We start from the raw sequence: 21,620 nt of genomic DNA on the forward strand, positions 1-21,620 counted from the left end.
TATTTTGAATATCGATGAAATGCAATATTACTTTTGCTTTTAAGTTATTTCCTTAGACCTGTCCAATATGCGATTGTATAGCATTTTCTTTTTCTTATTATTCACTGTTTTTTGTGCAAATGCCCAACTTGATCCTTTGGTGGCAAAGGATAGTGTGGGTCAGCAAAAATGGGTCGATAGCAAATACGAGGCCATGAGCCTTGATGAAAAATTGGGGCAATTGTTCATGGTGAGTGTGGCTTCCAACCAAGACAAGGCAAGTATTGCCAAGGTTACATCACTTATCAAGGAACATCATATAGGAGGTGTTATCTTTTCGACCGGTGGACCCGTTAGGCAAGCAAAACTTACCAATTCATTTCAAGCTTCATCAAAGATCCCTTTAATGGTGGGAATGGATGCGGAGTGGGGGTTGGCCATGCGATTGGATTCTACTTACGCCTTCCCTTGGAATATGACCTTAGGAGCCATTAAGAACAATGCGATTGTTGAAAAAGTAGGTCGGCAAATAGGGTTGCATGCCAAACGTTTGGGCGTGCATATCAATTTTGCCCCTGATATCGATATCAATACAAATCCTTTGAATCCCATAATCGGTAATCGCTCCTTTGGGGAAGATCGCGACAATGTGGCCAATAAGGGAATCGCCTTTATGCAAGGAATGGAAAGTGCAGGGGTGCTTTCCAGTGGAAAACATTTTCCAGGGCATGGGGATACGGCAACCGATTCCCATAAAGCCTTGCCTTTGATCCCCTTTTCCAAAGAGCGCTTGGATAGTTTGGAACTCTATCCGTATAAAAAATTGATCAAAGCCGGACTTAGTAGTGTCATGGTAGCCCATTTGAACGTACCTAGCCTGGAAATCCAGGAAGATTTGCCATCTTCCTTATCCGAACAGATCATTTCTGGGATTTTAAAGGAACAATTGGGGTTCAATGGTTTGGTTTTTACCGATGCCTTGAATATGAAAGGGGTCAGTACCCAAGGTAAGGATGGGGATGTGGAATTGGCTGCGTTTTTGGCTGGGAATGACATATTATTAATGCCTACGGAAGTAGCCAAGGCCAAGAAAAAGCTTTTGATGGCTTACGAGAGTGGAAGGATTACAGAGGAAAGGCTGGCAAGCTCCGTCAAAAAGATATTGATGGCCAAATATAAGGTTGGTTTAAATTCTTATAAGCCTATTGCCATTGATCATTTGTACGAAGACCTTAATGATTTGGAAAATGACCTAATTTATGAAGAGGCCATAGAGAATGCAATAACCGTCGTAAAGAACAATTTCTATCTCTTGGGAATCAAAAAATTGGAGAACAAGAAGATAGCCTATGTGAAATTTGGGGATGCCGATAGCCAACCCTTTATTGGGGAATTGAACAAATACGCCAAGGTTACCCAGGTAAACGGAAAGGATATAGCTACGTTAAAAGAAAAATTAAAGGAATTCAACCTCGTGATCATAGGGCTTCATAAGAGCAATGAAAGTCCATGGAAATCCTATAAGTTTTCAAAAAAGGAACTGGAATGGCTCCAAGAGATTGCCAACCAAAGAACCTCTAACTTGGTGTTGACCGTATTTACCAAGCCTTATGCCTTAATGGATGTAAGTTCCTTTAAAAGTATAGATGGGGTAGTGGTCGCTTATCAAAACAGTGTTCTTGCCCAACAAAAAACCGCACAGCTCATCTTCGGCGCGATTGAGGGTAAGGGGGTCTTGCCGGTTTCCGTGCATGACAGGTTTCCGGTGAATACTACGGTTAAAGTAAGTTCATTAAAACGACTTGGGTATAGTATTCCCGAACGGGTAGGTTTAAGTTCGAAAGGTTTGGCCGAAGTGGACAAGCTCATGAAAAACGGACTAGATTCGTTAATGTTCCCAGGGGCCCAAGTTGTAATCGCCCGTAAAGGGAAAGTTGTGTATAATAAAGGGTTTGGGAAACCCACCTATACATCCGACAAGAAAATAACGACGGATTATATTTATGATTTGGCTTCATTGACAAAGATCCTAGCGACCTTACCCGTATTGATGAAGATGGAGGAAAGTGGTAAAATTGCCTTGAACGATACCTTTCAGGACCTTATTCCCGAGTATTCCGAATCAGCACTTAAGAATGTTACCGTATTAAAAGCGTTGTCGCACTATGGACGATTACCGGCATGGATAGCCTTTTATGTAAGTACATTGGATGAAAAAAGGAAACCCTCTTCAGAGTTTTATCGCCATAAACCTACGGAGGGGTTCAGTATCAAGGTAACCGATAACCTGTATTTAACCGATGCCTACAAAGATTCCATCTATAACCGCATAGGTCGACAAGATTTAAAATCGAACCGGTATCGATACAGTGATGTTGCCTATTATGTGATGAAAAAGTATATAGAGGATACCTATAAAACCCCATTGGATAAACTGGCCAATGAGTTTTTATATAAACCTTTAGGGGCTATTAACACAAGTTATAATCCACTGGAAAAATTTCCTAAAAATAGGATCGTACCCACAGAGGAAGACAAGTATTACCGCTATCAAACCGTTCAGGGGTATGTGCACGACATGGGGGCCGCCATGCAAGGTGGGGTAGGAGGACATGCGGGTTTGTTCAGTAATGCCAACGATGTGGCCAAGATCATGCAAATGTACCTTCAAGGTGGGGAATATGGGGGAACACGTTTTCTGGATTCAAGGACCATTAAGAAATTCAATACCTGTTACTTTTGTGATAAGAATGTTAGGAGAGGGGTCGGTTTCGATAAACCCCAGTTAAAGCATAGTGGCCCTACATGCGGATGTGTCTCCCGTAAGAGTTTTGGTCATAGTGGTTTTACGGGTACCTACACATGGGCAGACCCTGAGGAGGAGATTGTTTACGTGTTTTTATCGAACAGGACTTACCCAACATCATCGAATACCCTTTTAGTTAAATCTGCGTTAAGAACAAGAATTCAGCAGGCTATTTACGATGCCATTATTAATTAAGAGGTAGTTTTGTAAAAATGAAATTGCGATATAAAGGGTGATCAATTTGTGTTTATCACAGAATGATTGTTTTTTATTAAGGATAATGGGGAAATACCGACTAAGGTACTTTAATGTTTTCCTTATTTCTTTTCTATTTAATAAAAATAAAATTTTCAACAAGTGAAAATAGCTATTGTATGTTACCCGACTTTTGGTGGTAGTGGTGTTGTTGCGACTGAATTGGGCATAGCCTTGGCCGATAGGGGTCATGAAGTCCATTTTGTAACCTATCGCCAACCGGTTCGATTGGATTTATTAAGCCAGCGAATACACTTTCATGAAGTTCATGTGCCAGAGTATCCGTTGTTCCATTATCAGCCTTATGAATTGGCCTTATCAAGTAAATTGGTAGATACGGTGAAGTTGTTCGGGATAGAATTGTTACATGTGCATTATGCCATTCCGCATGCCTATGCCGGTTATATGGCCAAGAAAATGTTGGAGGAAGAGGGTATTTACCTCCCTATGATAACCACATTGCATGGTACTGATATCACTTTGGTGGGTAAGCATCCTTTTTATAAGACTGCCGTAAATTTCAGTATTAACCAATCGGATGTGGTGACCTCGGTATCAGAAAATTTAAAGCAACGTACCTTGGAATTCTTCGATATTAAGAAGGAAATAGAAGTGGTCCCGAATTTTATCGATATCAGTAAATATGAAAATCCGTCCTATACCGATTGCCAGCGATCTTCCATGGCAAAGGATGATGAACGTATCATTACCCATATCAGTAATTTTAGACCGGTAAAGCATATTCCGGACGTCATACATATCTTCAATAAGATCCAAAAGGAAATACCCGCGAAATTGGTTATGGTAGGTGAGGGGCCCGAAAAGGAAAATGCCGAGTTCCTATGCGAACAATTGGGTATTATGGATAAGGTTCATTTTTTGGGGAACAGTAATGAAATCGATCGGATTCTTTGTTTTTCAGATTTATTTCTGTTGCCCTCCAAGGCGGAAAGTTTTGGTTTGGCGGCCTTAGAGGCTATGGTGAATAGGGTTCCTGTGATATCAAGTAATGCAGGGGGAATACCAGAGGTCAATATACAGGGGGTCACCGGTTATTTGAGCGATGTTCGCAATGTGGATGAAATGGCGAGTAATGCATTGAAAATCTTAAAGGATGATGCGACCTTGGAAAAATTCAAGGACAATGCCGCAAGAGTGGCTAAAAAGTTTGACATTCTCAATGTGCTTCCCTTATACGAGGCCATATATTTAAAGGCCTATAAAACGAGATTGGATGCAACCTTAAAATAAGATGAGATATCTGTCTATAATCATTTTTACAATTATATTCTCTTGTAATGGGCAGAAAAAGGTGGCTATGGAAAAAGGAGAAGCCTTGAATAAAGGCACGGAAAAACTTACCATGGTATTACAGGACAACTACAGTGGGTCAAGTAGTCCGGAAACCTTGATCATTAAAGACCGTGAAACCTTAAAGAAATTCTTTATACAAGTCAATAAGACCCGTAAACCTGGATTGCCGGTACCTGAGGTAGACTTTACCAAGGAAATGGTGTTGATCCATTGTAGTGGGGAACAGCCCCTAGGTCGGCAGGTTATGCTATCCATCACCGATGGGAATGAACATGAACTTATTTTGGGTACTTCGATTGAAGAAAAGAAAGGGAAATCCAATTCCCCGACAATTGTCAGTCCGTTCAAGGTTTATAAAATGCCACTGACATCCAAGAAAATCATTTTTCAGAAAGCGTTGTAGGATTGTGTTTTAGGGCATGTTTTATGCAACCTAACGAAAATCCGTGCAGTTCGCACAACTTATTTGTAGGGAGCTTTATTTACACATTACTTTGTTTTTTTAAAGCCTAAATTTTAACCTATGAAGAATAGTATGTTGTGTGTCTTGGCATGTTCAATGCTTGCCTGCACCCCGATTTTTTCACAAGACGATTTACAATTGACCGCAAAGGACAGTATCGTCCAAAGCTCTTGGATGTTCGGTGTGGGATACAATATCGTGGATGATTCCGGTGATGTTTTCGATAAACTGTTTTCGGTGGATGAACAATGGAATGCCGTTGCCTTTCCTTCCAGGGTAAGTATAGGAAGATATTTCAAGAATGGGCTGGGCTTAGAGGCTATTGGAACCTACAATAAGTATAAGGAGGGTAAAACCATAGACAACAAGGTAAATACTGTAGAAACCACCTATTTGGGACTGGATGCAAGATTGACCTATGACCTGAACAAATTGATAGGGGAGACCGGTTGGTTCGATCCATACGTTGGGGTTGGGGCAGGATATACCGACGCCAATGATCAAACAAGGGGCACGTATAATGCTGTAGTAGGCTTTAGAGCGTGGTTCTCTGATCGATGGGGCATAGACCTAAGTTCTTCGGGAAAATGGGCTATGGGCAATGATGAGGCTACCAATCACATTCAACACGCTGCTGGAGTGGTGTATCAATTTGGCATAGAAAAAGGATTATCCAAGAAAGGGGAGGAGAAACTGGCATTGATCCAGGCCATGGAAAAGGAAAAGCAGCGCATTGCGGATTCCTTGGCCAATGAGCAACGTATCAAAGACGAGGCCGCTCTGGCGGAACGTTTGGCCCGAGAAAAGGAAAAAGCTAGATTGGCAGCGGAAATCGATGCCGAGAATCAGCGCAAACAAGGAATAAAAGACGCTATCACTGCCTTAGGTGATGTTTATTTTGATTTTGAATCGTCTTCTTTGAATGCGTCATATAGGAAGAAATTAGATCAATTGGTCGTAATTCTTAAAGAGAACCCTACAGTGACCATCTTGATCGGGGCCCATACCGACTCCAGAGGGGCGGCATCCTATAATTTATGGTTATCGGAACAAAGGGCCGAACGAACCAAGAACTATTTGGTAGCTCAAGGAATAACTGCGGATAGATTGCAAATCGAGGCTTTTGGGGAGACCCAATTGGTCAATGAATGTGATGGTACCGTCCGTTGTTCTGAAGCCAAACATAGGCTGAATAGGAGGTCTGAGTTTGAGGTGGTGAAGTTTTAATAGGGGATATCCCTGAAGTCAAATTAGCCTTTCATTGTTTGGTCAATAGCTTTGCCCAGATAGATAGTATAATTCTATTGGGCTAATTGTATCATATTCTTGTTATTGGATTTCTTCTTGTTTTAAAATTTACACCTGTAGCCTTATTCTTTTTAGGGAGGGCTACAGGTGTTGGTTGTTACCTATAGATAACTAACATATGATTCTATGGAACTTCCAGATACTAGCTTAGACTTCCCCAGGGACAGGTTGGGACGACTAGACAATTTAAGAGAAGGTTACTACTTGTAGTACTGTGGAAAATATTTTGGATGTATAGGCTGTCGAATTTTCAAAGGGCAATTGGTAATATTTGATTTTCAATAATTGCGAATAGCCCATATTCTTACAAGAATTTCTTTGATTTGACCTAGACTATAGGTTTTTATTGGATATTTTTTTCCATTGAGAAATTTCCCAATAAATGTATTTCTGACTAAGTAGTGGTAACTAATGAAACATATCATACTGGTTGTCGTTAGCACAACTAGAGCTTTTAAAGGAGGCGGAAAATTCCAATCGGCTATCATTCCCGGTATGAGTTGGGTAAATGGAAGATGAATAAGATACACCCAATACGAGGCGTCGGATATGTATCTCATACCTTGGGAATGTTCACTTCCATATCTAACGAACAGACCGGTAATACCAAAGGATAAAGACCAAACAGTTAGGGCGTTCAAAGCCATAATAACCTCGACTGAAAGCTTGTCTTTATACAAGAAGGAAACCGTTAATAATAGAATGCCAAAAATTGTGGATAGAAAATCATATTGCATGAATGTTTTTAGTAAGCCTTTTGATTTAAAGAGAAGCCAACCGAATAGGTAAAACACAAAATAGAAAACGAAAGTTTTGATACTTGGCTTAAAATAAGTAGAGGTACTCACCCAGGGTTGATTCATGACCAAAAGCAAGCCAAAGGTAATTGCTGAAAACATCAATAATCTTGCATATGGTTTTTCGACTATTAGGTGGAAAACATAATTGATTTTAGTCGATAGTCGAGGAAGTTTTTTCAACATCATGCCGAGCCCAAATGAAGTGAATACAAATAGCATTAAATAATATAGAAACCATAAGTGCATTGTTGTCGAAGGAAGGAAATCACTTAATTCACCAAAAGCATTCAATGATTGGCTTAAAGCGTTTTCCGTGCCCGAAAAGACAAGATTTGTATAGGTGAAGGTAAAAAGCATTGGGGGCCAAAGAAGAAACAGGAAAAGAATGAAAGGAAATAATACGCGTTTTATCCTATTTTTAATCATCATTTCTGGACTTCTCTCATAGAATAAGAGTGCTCCAAAAAAGCCTGTTACTATAAAAAAGATGGGCATTCTGAAGATATGTATTAACCAATATAACCATGTCATAAAGTTAGACGTGTAAGCAATATCTTTCAATAGCCATTCACCAGGGTGTATAATCGTATCGTAGGTAATTATGGAGTGTAGAACAATTCCGAGCATCATCATTATCGCCCTTAAAGAATCTAAAGAGTGTAGTCGGTCCGTTTTGTGTGCTGGTGTTTTCAACTGTTAAAAGCTTTAAAAACATAATCAAAGTAGATTGAAAATCTAGATTAATAAAATATATACGTTGTAGTATAAGTCATAATCGATAAACTCCATATATTCCATATAGGTTTTAGAATAAAGGGATTAATCACCTAGCATATCGATTTAATTGTTCTGTTTGCCGGAAAAAGGTTGTTTGGATAAGTCTGTTTTATATAGCAGAGTGTTCAAATTAGGTAATGGTGAGACAGTCATAAAAGTCGAATAACTCTTATATGGTAATTTCAATACCCTGTTGTCACTCGTAAATAAAATCCAATAAACCAGGGTTGCCATTAGGGTTTGGTAACAAAATTTTAATTTGGGGACACTCAAGAAAAATGGTTCATGCCGCTGGGGAATACCGGCTTTATTTTAAAATGGCTTCCTTGTAATCTTTTAAGAAAGATCAGACTTTAAACAAAGTCAAACCCCCGTTATTTTTAACTTAAACACTTATTGGGATAGGGTCTTTTCATCGAGAATTATATGTTATAATCGATTATAATTCTTTAGGCAACCAAATCAAATTATTTTAAATGAAAAAGCATGGATATCCAAGTTCTTCCGAAAAAGTTATTTCTAAAATTATTAGGAGTTGTTCTAGTGCTTTTGGTTCTGAATATTATTTCTATACTTTTTAATGTACATTATATACAACCTCAGATAGAAGACCTTCAACAGGTATTTGGTTTTAATTATATAAAGTTTTTGGTAGATTTATTTGATTTTAATTTGGAGAAGAATGTTCCCACTTTTTTTTCTGCGTTATTATTGATTTTATGTTCATTTTTTCTTTTTTTAATTGGTAAAAGCGAAAGAGTTATTCATAGGAAATATGTTCCTTGGTATGGATTAAGTGCTGTATTTCTGTTTTTATCGATAGATGAAATGACCTCTATACATGAACTTTTGATCAGTACGACCAAAGCACAGTTGAATGTATCGGGATTATTCTTTTTTGCATGGGTTATACCCTATGGAATTGCCTTATTGGTCTTAATGGTTGTCTATTATAAATTCATTGTTGGTTTACCAAAGCGAACTGTACGGTTGTTTGTTTTTTCCGGTATTGTATTTATAACCGGAGCACTTATTATCGAAATGCCGGAAGGTTGGGTTGCCGAGAATTATGGTTTTTATAGTCCTTTATTCTATATATTATATACCTGCGAAGAGTTTTTGGAGATGTTAGGTCTAATTATATTTATCTATGCCCTGACATCCTATAAATCTTTTTCCCTTAAAATAAGTTAGTTTTTTAGTATTATCATATTCCTTAAAATATGGAATTGATCAGTACGGAATTAAACAATAGTTATGTTATAAAAGACCTAATTAATCTTGAAGGGTTGGGGGATAAAAGCTGGTATTTGTGTGAGGAATCAGTTCATGACCTTGCAATGTGCACTATTTATTAATTCTCCGTTTTATAATGAAACATGAAACAGTAAGGATTAAAAGCAGTACGATAGAAACGAAGTACTGATTGATGTTAGCATTAAAAATGATAAAAATGGCAATAGAATTAATACACAATTGAACACCGGCGAATAGGGCGGCAACTTGTAGGTGGGTTAACTTTGTTTTCTGCGTAAGTACTTGATATAGGTGACTCTTATGGGGCTTGAAAATATTCTCTTTTTTCAGGAGCCTTTCCAAAATCGTCAGACCACCGTCTACGAAATAGACAGAAATAAATAGGGCAGGGACAATAGTGTTCAATTGAACACAAAAGAGCATCATCAAATAAAGTAAGAAAACCCCAATCGCAATGCTCCCGATATCACCGGCAAAGAAAAGTGCTTTTTTCCTGAAATTGAAAAACCCGAATACAGCAATCCCTATAAAGGCATAAACTAATAATGCATTATCAATGAAGGGGTTTATCTGATTGAGATATATAAAGGTGCCAATGGTCACTAATGAATAAAATCCAGTAATTCCGTTGATACCGTCCATGAAATTGAAAATATTCAACATTCCCAAACAGAAGATAAAAATAGGAATGACATACCAGAATGGTAATTGAAAGAGGTTGAGTTGGTATAAAATAAGACCTATACCCATAAATTGAAAAACAAGTCTGATTCCTGTACCAAGGGATCTAATATCATCAATAAAACTAATAATCGCCAATATGGCTATGGCTGCTGCCAGAAATGGATAATTAAAAGAATGGGTAATAAAATAGATGATGAGTGCTACAACAAATATAATCCCGCCTCCCCGTATTGTCTTTTGGCTATGCGAACTTCTTTCGTTGGGCACATCCTCTATACCCCATTTTTTTGCCATGAATATATATACATATGAAAAAATGAAAAGTGCAAGGGTTGTAAGAATGTAAAGAAGTAATGGGCTCATATCGATTTAGTAGCAGGAATATGCAAGTTTCCTTTGATTAATATTGGATTTTTATGATCCTAACGTAATTTTTGATCTGTAAAACATCTTGGTTTTATATCCCATTCCTTTTGGTCATAAATATTTGTTGTTTGGCTGTATTTTGATTTTTTCACAGAATATTTAGACTATATTTTTAGATTAGAAAATAATAAAACTACCAATTTAAGGAGGCCTTGGTGTTTACTGAGTATATATCTCCCTATGATGAACTATAATTTTGAAAAATATTTTCCAATTTTGAAAACAAGTTGTCTTTAGAGAAATTATTTTGATAATATTCCAAAGCATTAGTTTCCATTTTGTTTCTTTCCTTTTTAGATAAATTAAGTAGTTTTATTGCTTTTTCTGACAAAGATGAAGAATCTTCTGCCGCCACGGCATAACCACATTTAGATTCATTGATTAGGTCTTTGCCTTCACCGTTAATCATTCCAAGTATCATTTTTCCTGAAGCCATATATGCTTGAATTTTTGCAGGAACTGTAATTCCAAAAACAGGAGTATCCTTTAATGCGACTAACATTGCATCCGCCTCTTTAAAAAAATGAGGCATAGTTTCCAAGGGGTATCGACCTAAGGGAAATACATTATTTAAACTTCGTTCCTTTATTTCTTTTTTAACCCAATTTAATTTTCGTCCATCTCCAACTATTACCCAATTGATTTCCTTGTCCTTTGTCTTTTCAGCAGCATCCAAAATTGCCTCAAAGTCTTGTGATTCCCCTACATTACCAGCAAACATAACGTTAAATCCTTTGGGTAGTTCTGGGATTTCAATACTTGTCTCCCTTACGTTGACAAAAACATCTTCCGCCCAATTGGGGAAATATTGGATATCTTTGTTTAAGTTTTCACATTTGTTCTGAATACTCTTTATAAAAGATTTTGAACTAACTAAAATCACATCGGATTTTGCGTAAATATTTCTAACTAGCTTTTCTATAAGATCAATAATCTTACCTTTTTTTAAACTCGTTGTTGCTATTACACTTTCAGGCCACAAGTCCAGAACCCACAGAATTATAGGGGTTTTTTGTTTTTTCTTCACCCAAAGTCCTGGCAAAGCCATTGTTACCGGGGATAACTGTTGAATGAATATTACATCGTATTTCTCTTTGATTCTAAACAATACTGTAAAATAAGAAAACCAAATAAAGGATAAATAATTAAGAATCAAAGGAATGGATTTTCCGCTTTTTCGGGGAAAAAGAGGCGTTCTAATGATTTTAACTCCTTTGATTGTTTCTTCTTTTTTTCCAAAAAAACTATAACCCTCATAAAATTCTCCTTTAGGGTAATTGGGTTTTCCGGTAAGAACAGTTATATCATAGCCTTTTTGGGCAAAATCAAAAACAATTTCATTCCCTTTAAAAACCTCTGGATAAAAATATTGAGAAATAAAAAGTACCTTCATCTTAATTTTTGGACCAAACAACTCTATTTATATAATCTACATAGGAGATAATGATTCGCACCACTTTTTCGCTCACATTAGGCATTGAATAATCACTTACGGGCCTAAAATTTCGATTCGGATTTCTATCTTGGACTTCCAATGCAGCCAATGCTTGCATGATTCGTTCAGAATTCATCCCTACCATCATTACAGAGGCCTCCTCCATGGCTTCTGGCCGTTCATGGGCTTCCCTGATATTTAGGGCCCTAAAATTCAAAATAGAGGATTCTTCCGATATAGTCCCACTATCGGACAAAACTGCAAATGAATGGTATTGTAGGGCATTGTAGTCCGAAAAACCCAAAGGTTTTAAAAATTGAATATTTTTATGGGCTTTAATGTTTTTGGTATTCAACATATTCCGGGTCCGTGGATGGGTGGAAACGATTACTGGATAATCATACTTCTCCGCAATTTGGTTCATAGAATTGATAAGCCCTTCGAAATTTTTAGGATTGCTAATGTTTTCTTCCCTATGGGAGGATACCACAAAGAACTTTCCTTTTTCAAGGTTTAATTTTTCAAGTACATCAGAGGCTTCGATTTTCGCTTTGAATTTGGACAATACTTCGAACATAGGACTTCCTGTCTTGATAATCTGATCAGCCGGCAACCCTTCCCTAAGAAGATATTCCCGGGCAATATCACTATAGGTCATATTTATATCGGCAATATGATCGACGATTTTTCTATTGGTTTCCTCAGGGACCCGTTGATCAAAACATCGGTTACCTGCTTCCATATGAAATACCGGAATTTTCCTTTTTTTAGCAGGAATGGCACATAAGCATGAATTGGTGTCACCAAGGACCATAAAGGCATCCGGATTAATTTGCTCCAAAATAGGGTCGATCTTAATCAAGATATTTCCAACAGTCTCCGTTGCATTGCTGCCTGCTGCATTCAGGAAATGGTCTGGCTTACGAATCCCTAGATCATCAAAAAAGATCTCATTGAGTTCGTAGTCATAATTTTGCCCGGTATGCACCAAAGTATGGTCAATGGCCTCATTGGCATCCAAGGCATTTAAAACACAGGCAAGGCGTATTATTTCGGGTCGTGTTCCTACAACAGTTACAACTTTTAACTTCTTCAAAGTAATGGATTTATGGTTAGTTATATATTAAACATTTTCAAAATAGGTATCCGCATCTTCTGGATCATAAGGTTCATTGATCCAAAACAAGGTAATCAATTCTTCCTCCCCGATATTCTTGATATTGTGGGTATACCAAATCGGCATATCTACATAGGCAGGTTCATTGCCATCTAGATAATAGTCAATGACTTTGTCTGTACCTATTTTTCGTAATTGAATCAATGCTTTTCCACTGATAACGGCAAAACGCTCTGCTTTTCGTGTATGAAAGTGGTTGCCTCTTGTTATTCCAGGGACCGTTGTGGAGTATGAAAATTGTCCACTGGTTTGGGTGCGAGCAATTTCCACAAAACTTCCGCGATTATCGGTGTGCTTGGTATATTTAACAGGGTAATGGCTTTCGGGAACGTAACATCGAAATGTATTGAACAATGCTTTTTCAAAGGCATCCTCCAAGTTGGGAAAGACACCATTCTCCATGTAGTTTTTCTTATAATCAAACAATAGGGACAGGATTTCCGAAACCTTTTTCGTGTAGGTTGGGGCAATATCTACCTTATTGCTGTTTATACCGATATTGGTTGCCTTCGCCTTCTGATTCATCGCATCTATAAAAATCTGGACCAATTCGTTAATGTATATGAGACCTACCTCTCCATCATTGATAATGGTCGGTTCTTCATTGCGGGCTACTTTATGGCAAAATGTAGCTACTACCGAATTGTAATTTGGCTTTCCAAAGGGTCCAAATACATTGGGAATCGTCAATGAAGTGAATTCCCCTCCATTTTTGGCAGCCCAATCCATAAATAATTGTTTACCTTCTTTTTTGGACTTTCCGTATAGATTGTCACGTTCTTCCTGAGAAGAAGAAGAAAACAAAATGTGTGGCCGGACATCCTGATTCGTGCAGGCCTGCAGTAGTTTAGAAACTAATTCCAAGTTAGTGTCATATATGACTTTAGGGTCCTCATGCCTATTCATGGCAGCAAGGTGAACAATAACATCACATTGTGCTACAAATTCCTCCAATTTGACACTATCTGTAAAGAAAGCTCTTTCAAAAGGAACCAAGCTTACTGATTCATCCAGTGAGAGGGTAGTGTAGAGGTGGTTTCCCACAAAACCAGCTTGTCCGGTTATACCAATTTTCTTCTTCATTTATGAAATAATTTACAGATCAAGCTACAAAGAACTACATTTTAATTAGCAATTACCATTCTGCCTCCCATTTTTCGATAGGGTAACGAAAATCATCGTTTTTTGATTCATTCAGGCTGAAATCGGAAAATACCTGTAAGGTCGAACCTTCTTCAATGGCCTTGAACCCGGTAGCATACCCTCCGGATAATTCCAATATCGTGGGGTTTTTAGCTTCCAAAACAATTCTTTTAGGTTTCAACAGGGCCGACGGCTGCTTAAAATCATCTATTTCTATAAGTTGCATTACAAAAGCCCCCGTATGGCAATAGAACCATTTCATTTCATTTTTATGCGCCTGCCATGCCCTTATGATATCAATATTGTCATGTTTTATCTCATAGACCCTGACAATCGACGCCATATCAAAAGCATTGAAAAAGTTCAGTTGTCCCCTTTCATCTGTAAATGTTGCTCCGGAAATCAGTTTATGGTAAACCATTTAAAGATTTTCTTTAATGTAGTCGAGGTTTAACAGTGTTTGTTTTAACTCTTCATCCGTAAGTTGGGTCGTATTGTGTGAGTGGTAATCGGCAATAATACTGATATCCGTTTCCCCTTCCGAGAAATATCGACTGTAATTCAGATCGCGATTATCTGCGGGTATTCTGTAAAATTCCCCCATATCCTCGGCTTTTTGCATTTCTTCCCTGGTACACAGGGTTTCATACAACTTTTCACCATGTCGGGTGCCAATGACCTTGATCTCATTATCCGCATTAAAAATACTTTTAACGGCTTTGGCCAAATCGCCAATGGTACTGGCAGGGGCCTTGTTGACGAAAAGATCGCCTTGGTTCCCATGTTTAAAAGCAAAAAGCACTAAATCCACAGCATCTTCCAAAGACATCAGAAAACGGGTCATATTGGGGTCGGTTACGGTTAGGGGTGTTTTCTCTTCGATTTGCTTTACAAATAAAGGGATGACCGAACCCCTGGAAGCCATGACATTCCCATAACGCGTTAAGCATACAATGGTATTATCATCCTGGATATTTCGTGAAGCTGCCACTGCCACTTTTTCCATTAAAGCCTTGCTGATTCCCATGGCGTTAATAGGATAAGCGGCCTTATCGGTACTAAGGCAAATAATGCGTTTTACGCCATTGGCGACTGCGGCATCAATGGTGTTTTGGGTGCCGAACACATTGGTTTTTGCGGCTTCTATGGGGAAAAACTCACACGAAGGTACTTGTTTAAGGGCTGCAGCATGAAACACATAATCAACGCCGCGCATGGCTTTGTCGATACTGTTATAATCACGTACATCACCAATATAAAACTTCACCTTCTCATTTTTGAGTTGGTTTCGCATATCGTCCTGTTTTTTTTCATCCCGACTAAAAATGCGTATTTCCTTTATATTGGTTTCTAAAAACCGGTTTAACACCGCGTTCCCAAAGGAACCAGTACCGCCTGTAATGAGTAGTGTTTTGTTTTTGAACATGATAGACCTTGATTTATTTTATATTAACTCTGTTTTTGTGATTTCTTTGTCAATTTAAATCACGTTGTAAAACTGTTTCTATTAAATTTGATTGATAGTAGGGATTATATTTTTCATCTATTACTTTATAGCAATTTTTCCTGATTTCATTCCTATTCTTAGTGTTATTCGGGTCGAACCATTTATGGATTTTTTCGCCTAAATCTTTTATTGAATCCATTTCAAAGTAATCACCATTTTTGCCTGGAATAATGGCCTCTGCCTCGGGCATTTGATATGCGAAATTACCATGGGTAATTACAGGGGTTCCATAACTAAAACAATGAATTACTGTTAAACCGACATTTCCTGGTGATATACATAAATCTGATTCAAATATTAAATCCGATAAAATAGATTCATCATAACAGGAACCATAGAACCATGTTTGGGATTTAATGCTACTTGAAAGAGTTTTTAAATTATCCATTTCCTCCCCATCCCCAATCAGTACTACATTAAATTTTTGAGTATCACTTTCAATTAGTTTAATGGCTTCGAATAATTGATTTAGTTTTTTTTGTGGGGTTAACCGACCAATGAACAGTAATACTGGGGAATCATTATTAAAGTGTTTCTTGAACACCCCTTTTTCTATTTTTTTATTCCTTTGTTCTTTGTGAAAATCATAATCCAAGGAATTATAAATCACATGTAAATTGTTTTTGTTTATTCCTTGTGATTGTAATATCTGCTTAGAATGGTTTTCATATAAAAAAATACCATTTGGAATAGAAAAAAAGAGTTTCTTGATAAACATTTCAATTTTCCCTTCTTTACCATACATACCATGTGTCCAAAAATATACTTTCTTTCCCAATATCCTTGCTAATATACTAGTAATCCAAGTGCTCATTCCCCTTGGATTTCCACTAAAAATAATGGCATCATACTCTTTGAATATAGAGTTAAATACTTTTTTTTGCCAATAAAATTCTTTTTTAAAAAATACATTCTTAATTTCTATCCACTTGAATTTCTCATTGAGTGTTTCCAATGGTATATACTCAATATTACTATGTGTGTTTTCTGATTCTAGGTAGAAAGTAAAATCAAGGTTTTCTAGACTATTCATATTATCCCATACGTAAAGACGATATAATGGGGATATCATAGGAATCATGGCAATTTTATAAGTCATGTTTGGTAGGTTGGTTTAATTTAATAGTCAAGATATTATGTTTATTTAATCTCCTTAGGAAAATATTTTTCCAAGATGTTTAAATCAATTTCTGGTTCTCTAAAAAAATCAATGTTTTTTTGAATTTCATCATCACTGAAATCCCACCATTTTATTTCCAATAAACGATCAATGATATCTTTACTAAATCTATATTTTATTACCTTTGCAGGTACTCCTCCAGCTATAGCATAGGGTGGGACGTCTTTTGTAACTATGGCACCAGTGGCAATCACAGCTCCGTCACCAATGGTAACTCCATCCATTACCGTACAATTTCGTCCTACCCAAACATCATTTCCAACACTTATAGGTAAGGCCTCCTCGAAATCAATTTCCCTTACCCAATCGTTCTTCATGTTGTTGTTTTTGTAAAAAATAGACTGGGTAGAGGCGTAATTTAGTGGATGTCTGCCTAGACCCATTACAGTATTCTTTCCGATAGCAGAAAAGTTACCTATGGTAACCCATGCGAATTGACAAAAAGCATTAACACGCGTATACTTCCCAATATGTGAATGATGTAATTTGGCAAACCACCTTATTTCCGAAAACTTAGTAAAAGAAGAGGCAGTATCCCAATATGCGAAAAACGATACCGCTTTATGCGTTACTTTTTTGATTGAGAAAATAGATTTAATATAACTCATTTAAAGGTATTAAAGTATTTAATAAAGATTAAGTCAAAATTTAGTTCTTCGAATGGAAGAAAACCATAGTAATAATAAGGTAGATATTTTAAATGCATTTTTCTAAGACAAGGGGTGTTTTTTTAGAATTAAGTTATAAAAGTATATTCAATATTTTAATTGGCATACATATTTTTGAGGTGTTCTACATTTTATTCGGTGAAATGAACTAGATTAGTTAAGGATATAAAAAAAATATAACCTCCGACAAATTGAAGTATTAGAGTTAATTTAAATTTAAATGAAGCTTATCAATCATTTAGTTTTATGGAAATTAAATAAATAATCCCAAGAAAGGGGGCAATGTAGTTTTAAATTTAATTATCGATTAAGTTGTTTAATAATTTCGTCCATTTTTTTAAGACAGTGTCCATTTTATATTGATTGATCAATATTTCACTAGCCCTTGAAAAATTAATCCGCAGATCTTGACAATCAATCAACTCTTGTATTTTTTTTGCCATATTGGGGCGATCGTAAGGAACTATTAAAAATCCACTCTTGTCGTTTTGTATTATTTCATTAGGTCCGGTCTGAATATCAAAACTGACCAATGGTAGTTTATTGACCATCCCTTCCAATAAACTCATGGGGAATCCTTCATATGAAGAGGTCATCACCATAAGGGAATATTTGGAATACTGCTCATATAAATCAGTAACATTACCTTCAAGAATTACTTTCCCAGTTAAACCAAGTTTATCAATATTTTCCTTGATAAGATCATGTAAACTACCTTTGCCATAAATATGCCAAGTATATTCCGGGTTTTTAGATAACACCATTTGGGCAACCTCCAATAAATAGCTTTCGAAATTTTTTGGATGATCTAATCGGCCTACACTGATAATTTTATTGGTATTTGGATTGTAAGGGGAACTTTTTAGAAATAGGTTTTCATCAATGGGATTGTATATTTGAGTTACCTTTTTTGCCAATGTTTTTTTTCGATAATTAAGTTTATCAGCCTTTGTTAAAGAAATAACTACTTTAGAACAAATTGCCCCTATATGTTCATTTATTCTTTTAAAATGATTCACCTCCCCGTAATAACTTGAATGGGACCAATAAATCATCTTTGTATTTGTTCCCAAAACGGAAAAGCCACCTAAAGGGCAACATAAATGACCACAAACGATAAGTATATCAATGCTATTATTTTTAAGATATTTTCTTAATTTAGGGACAGCTTTAAAAATACCGGATTTCATGGATTTCCTTTCTTTCATGAGCTCGAAGAAAGTAACTTTTTCACTCCATTCATACACTTGTTCACGATCTCTAGGTTGAAATGCCACGGCATGTATTTCTGCTATTGCTTTTTCGGCAAATGTACTGGCTAAAAGTGATGTGACCCTTTCAATACCTCCATGAGAACATGTACTTCCCAATAAGAAGGCAATATTTGGTAAATTTCTATTCACAAGTTCAAAGTTTTAGAATTCTAAGTTAATACTTCAGAAACGTTGATTGTTATAAAAAAGTGCCTTATTATAGTTTTTATATTATAACTAAAAGGTAATTTGTTATAATGGTTAAATATAAGATATATAAAAGTATGTTTGAATGTGAACCAAATTTGATTCGAGGTTTCTAGGGAAGTATTATAGCGAATACTTTTTTATTAAAAAAATATCTTAAAGGGGCTTCGCAAGATCTATATCATTCAATGTGATTTGTAAGCAAAAAAAGTAGACGATTTTAGCAACTGAAATTTTGCAGTTTCATTGAATTTCAACCATAATAAGATGAATAAGTAAACAAAGGTGGAGGTAATATCTATCTTCATACTTTTCATTATGTAGATTTTAACAATTTTAGGAATTCTACAAGAAATTAAAATGAACATCAATGAGAAATAATCAAGTAGATAATATTGAAAATGGTCCACTTTTCATCTAATCATGTAACTCCAAGTGATTAATAACATAAGGTGTTTCATGGGACGGTATCATCGTGTCAATGTAAACCATATTATTTTCACACAATCTCATTAAAAAAAAATAGGATACCCAAAATAATCTAGGTATCCTTTTGTAATTCTTTTGTGGTAACCAATTATGGTTTGAATACAACTTTGTTGTTAACTCAAATAATAATTACTTTTTGAGTATATTAATATTCGTAGGCTCCTATATCATATCCTCCATTGGATCCTCTAGCTTTGCCTAAGATATCATAAGCGGCTTCCGTTTTTAATGTACTACCGTCCATACCTATATCTTTTAAAGGACTATTTGGTTGTAAGGAGAAATCATTGTCGGCGATATTTTTAAAAGAAGGATTATTCGTCGTTATATTAGTGCCTGCAATAGCAGGAAAGGCATTGTTGTAATCATTACAGTTGGTGAAAGTTGCTTTATATGAACCTGTAGCATTATTATAACCGGAATAGTATGTATCGATGGTTGCTTTCGTTCCATTGCTAAATGATGAATTGTAAAAATGGATAGTTCCAGCTCTGTTAGCGTTTATTATCCAAGGAAAATTATCCGCAGTCAAACCTATAATATAATTAGTGCCACCCGTTAAATTCGTACCCGCGGCATCCAATCTATGAAAACTGACTAACGCATTTCCATTAAAAGCAGGTAAATCCCGAATAATAAAGTTGATAAAATAATTATTATCACCAGACGAGGTATGAGGGGTTCTTTGGTTTTCTGCTCCAGTAATACCAAGGAATTGAATTCCTTCTCCTGTCATTTCCCAATTAATGAATAAATTATTATCTGATTGCCCAAATAATTGAAGGCCGCCACTATTCATAAGACCTTGAGCACCTTCAGAATATACATCCCTTAATACATTGTTTCTCGAATTTTCGACTTGAATTCTGGCATTTTTAGCTTTAAATCTTTCCAAAATATTATTGTCTGAGGCAGCTTGAAAGATTAATGCCCTAGAACGATGATTAACTTCATCCTTGTAAGTTCTTTCTGCATAACAATCAGTTATAGACGAATTGGAAGTATTGAAGTAATCGAACAAATAATCCGAGCCATTACCTCCATTATAAGCATATGCTTCGGACCATGAAATATTTATGTTCTCCGAAAAGGTTGGAAAATAGGCAGCTAATCCTGCATCTATTATCAATGTATTTGAAATGTTAACATTATTAGCTTTGGTGGTGTAAATTCCATAACCTGTACCATTATCACATCCATATACACCAGCATTATTCCAGCAATTACTATTACGAGACCAGTTGCCAAATTGAAACCCTATAATGTTGTCTAAAATAACATTACTAGAAGATACCTGAATGCCAACTCTATATTCACTCAACATAAAATTGTGAAGTTCAATGTGTGAATGGTTAATGACAAATCCCCTATCTGCACTTTCAGGGATTTGATTTATTGGATTAGCTTCCAAGTGAGGCATTATATTATCGGGTAAATCTTGTCCATTTTCCAACCAATCGTCTTTTGTATATGTTGGCCCATTGGTGGCGGTAATATCACCAGGGGTAGTATTGTAACCGATAAACTTGATCGGGTTGCCACTTGTTCCACTTCTTTTAGAAGTTATATTCACTGAAGCATAATTCCCGGCTTTTACATAGACGACATCACCTGCAACTGCAGTAGCGAAGGCATGTTGAATACTCCAAGCCGTTGCCTCCGATCGACCATTATTGTTAGCTTTTCCAGTTATTGTAACATAATATACGTTGTCACCGGTAATGGGCGCTTTATTTTCAGAAGTAACCGTTACATTTCCGGTTCCTGTGGATACGGTTTCATCTTCATTGACCACCTCGGTTGTATAGGTAAAGGTGTCTTCAATTTCCTCAGTCGTCTCAGGAGTGGTTTCTATGGGAGTGTCAGGGGTCGTTTCTGCAGACGTGCTGGTGGTTGTTTCCGGTGTGTAGGTGAGGGTGTTGTCCGTATTAATAACAACCGTGCCGTTTTCAGGCTCTGATGTTTCCGTAATGATTACGTTTTCTACATTTTCGAAGCCATCATTGGCTAAGACATCCAGGGTGATACTTTCTCTTGAGTTAATGAAAAAGGTATCGTCAAGAATGAGTTCACTTAAATCCAAGGTGTTTTGGGTTTCAGACAGAACATAGTCCGTTATTAGGTCGGAATCCTTGGAACAGGAAAATTGGGAAACAATAAAAATGCTAAGTAGGAACACTTTTAGTGGGGCTAGTGTTTTAAAATTCATGGGTAATTTGGGATTAAGTGCGATAACAATTATCATTTGGGTTTAACAAATCTATTTAAAATTTAATATAGTCCGATGAAATTCATGTTATTTTCGATGAAATGCATCTTTTGTATTAATCCTAATACGGACGAATACCGTGACTTGGATTTTTGTCGATGGTTTATTCGATGAACTACCTCTTTTTTTAACAATTGTAGTAAGAATTATTAAGATGGAAATTAATTAATATGTTGGACACAGTTTGGTTTATAGGGAAGGGGTGTCTATAATCCGGAAATAA

15 protein-coding genes and 1 pseudogene are annotated in these 21,620 nt (G+C 36.5%); 5 read left to right on the forward strand and 11 right to left on the reverse strand.

Going from position 1 to position 21,620, the window contains the following annotated elements; genetic code table 11:
* The first annotated feature begins 67 nt into the window (after window positions 1-67).
* The 4 genes from HPE56_RS13520 to HPE56_RS13535 all read left to right on the forward strand — a co-directional run bounded on the left by HPE56_RS13520 (window position 68) and on the right by HPE56_RS13535 (window position 6,044).
* Window positions 68-2,980 carry a glycoside hydrolase family 3 N-terminal domain-containing protein gene (locus HPE56_RS13520; protein WP_188244282.1) on the forward strand — a complete coding sequence of 971 codons (2,913 nt, stop codon included), beginning with the start codon at window positions 68-70 and terminating at the stop codon, window positions 2,978-2,980.
* Window positions 2,981-3,142: 162 nt separating this feature from the next.
* Window positions 3,143-4,291 (forward strand): N-acetyl-alpha-D-glucosaminyl L-malate synthase BshA, encoded by a 1,149-nt coding sequence (bshA, locus tag HPE56_RS13525; protein WP_188244283.1) that lies wholly within the window; start codon window positions 3,143-3,145, stop codon window positions 4,289-4,291.
* 67 nt (window positions 4,292-4,358) lie between these two features.
* Window positions 4,359-4,757 (forward strand): hypothetical protein, encoded by a 399-nt coding sequence (locus tag HPE56_RS13530; protein ID WP_188244284.1) that lies wholly within the window; start codon window positions 4,359-4,361, stop codon window positions 4,755-4,757.
* A gap of 120 nt (window positions 4,758-4,877) precedes the next feature.
* Window positions 4,878-6,044, forward strand: a complete 1,167-nt coding sequence (locus HPE56_RS13535; RefSeq protein ID WP_188244285.1) for an OmpA family protein — start codon at window positions 4,878-4,880, stop codon at window positions 6,042-6,044.
* 359 nt (window positions 6,045-6,403) lie between these two features.
* Here the strand turns inward: HPE56_RS13535 and HPE56_RS13540 are convergent, their stop codons facing one another.
* The gene (locus tag HPE56_RS13540) at window positions 6,404-7,618 is read right to left on the reverse strand and encodes an acyltransferase family protein (RefSeq protein WP_223170311.1); all 1,215 of its coding nucleotides are present in this window, start codon (window positions 7,616-7,618) and stop codon (window positions 6,404-6,406) included.
* A 570-nt stretch (window positions 7,619-8,188) separates the two neighbouring features.
* Here HPE56_RS13540 and HPE56_RS13545 point away from each other — a divergent pair.
* On the forward strand, window positions 8,189-8,896 hold the full coding sequence (locus tag HPE56_RS13545) for a hypothetical protein (protein WP_188244286.1): 708 nt from the start codon (window positions 8,189-8,191) through the stop codon (window positions 8,894-8,896).
* A gap of 153 nt (window positions 8,897-9,049) precedes the next feature.
* Here HPE56_RS13545 and HPE56_RS13550 read toward each other — a convergent pair whose 3' ends face one another.
* The 10 genes and pseudogenes from HPE56_RS13550 to HPE56_RS13595 form a co-directional block, all read right to left on the reverse strand.
* A complete protein-coding gene (locus HPE56_RS13550; protein ID WP_188244287.1) occupies window positions 9,050-9,937 on the reverse strand; it encodes an MraY family glycosyltransferase in 888 nt (295 codons plus the stop codon).
* A gap of 310 nt (window positions 9,938-10,247) precedes the next feature.
* Window positions 10,248-11,462 (reverse strand): glycosyltransferase family 4 protein, encoded by a 1,215-nt coding sequence (locus HPE56_RS13555; RefSeq protein ID WP_188244288.1) that lies wholly within the window; start codon window positions 11,460-11,462, stop codon window positions 10,248-10,250.
* Window position 11,463: 1 nt separating this feature from the next.
* Window positions 11,464-12,600 (reverse strand): non-hydrolyzing UDP-N-acetylglucosamine 2-epimerase, encoded by a 1,137-nt coding sequence (wecB, locus tag HPE56_RS13560; protein ID WP_188244289.1) that lies wholly within the window; start codon window positions 12,598-12,600, stop codon window positions 11,464-11,466.
* 27 nt (window positions 12,601-12,627) lie between these two features.
* Window positions 12,628-13,764: a polysaccharide biosynthesis C-terminal domain-containing protein gene (locus HPE56_RS13565; RefSeq protein ID WP_188244290.1), complete on the reverse strand. Its 1,137-nt coding sequence runs from the start codon at window positions 13,762-13,764 to the stop codon at window positions 12,628-12,630.
* 52 nt (window positions 13,765-13,816) lie between these two features.
* Entirely contained in the window at window positions 13,817-14,245 is a 429-nt protein-coding gene (locus HPE56_RS13570) for a cupin domain-containing protein (protein WP_188244291.1), read from the reverse strand.
* Window positions 14,246-15,250: a polysaccharide biosynthesis protein gene (locus tag HPE56_RS13575; RefSeq protein ID WP_188244292.1), complete on the reverse strand. Its 1,005-nt coding sequence runs from the start codon at window positions 15,248-15,250 to the stop codon at window positions 14,246-14,248.
* A 49-nt stretch (window positions 15,251-15,299) separates the two neighbouring features.
* Complete coding sequence (locus HPE56_RS13580) at window positions 15,300-16,430, reverse strand: glycosyltransferase (protein WP_188244293.1); 1,131 nt, start codon at window positions 16,428-16,430, stop codon at window positions 15,300-15,302.
* A 41-nt stretch (window positions 16,431-16,471) separates the two neighbouring features.
* Window positions 16,472-16,780, reverse strand: a pseudogene (locus HPE56_RS20665) (CatB-related O-acetyltransferase); the annotation flags it as partial.
* Window positions 16,781-17,475: 695 nt separating this feature from the next.
* Window positions 17,476-18,582: a glycosyltransferase gene (locus HPE56_RS13590; protein WP_188244295.1), complete on the reverse strand. Its 1,107-nt coding sequence runs from the start codon at window positions 18,580-18,582 to the stop codon at window positions 17,476-17,478.
* Window positions 18,583-19,273: 691 nt separating this feature from the next.
* Complete coding sequence (locus HPE56_RS13595; RefSeq protein WP_188244296.1) at window positions 19,274-21,337, reverse strand: hypothetical protein; 2,064 nt, start codon at window positions 21,335-21,337, stop codon at window positions 19,274-19,276.
* Window positions 21,338-21,620: the final 283 nt, after the last annotated feature.

It is taken from the genome of Maribacter aquimaris, from assembly GCF_014596745.1.
GTDB lineage: Bacteria > Bacteroidota > Bacteroidia > Flavobacteriales > Flavobacteriaceae > Maribacter_A > Maribacter_A aquimaris.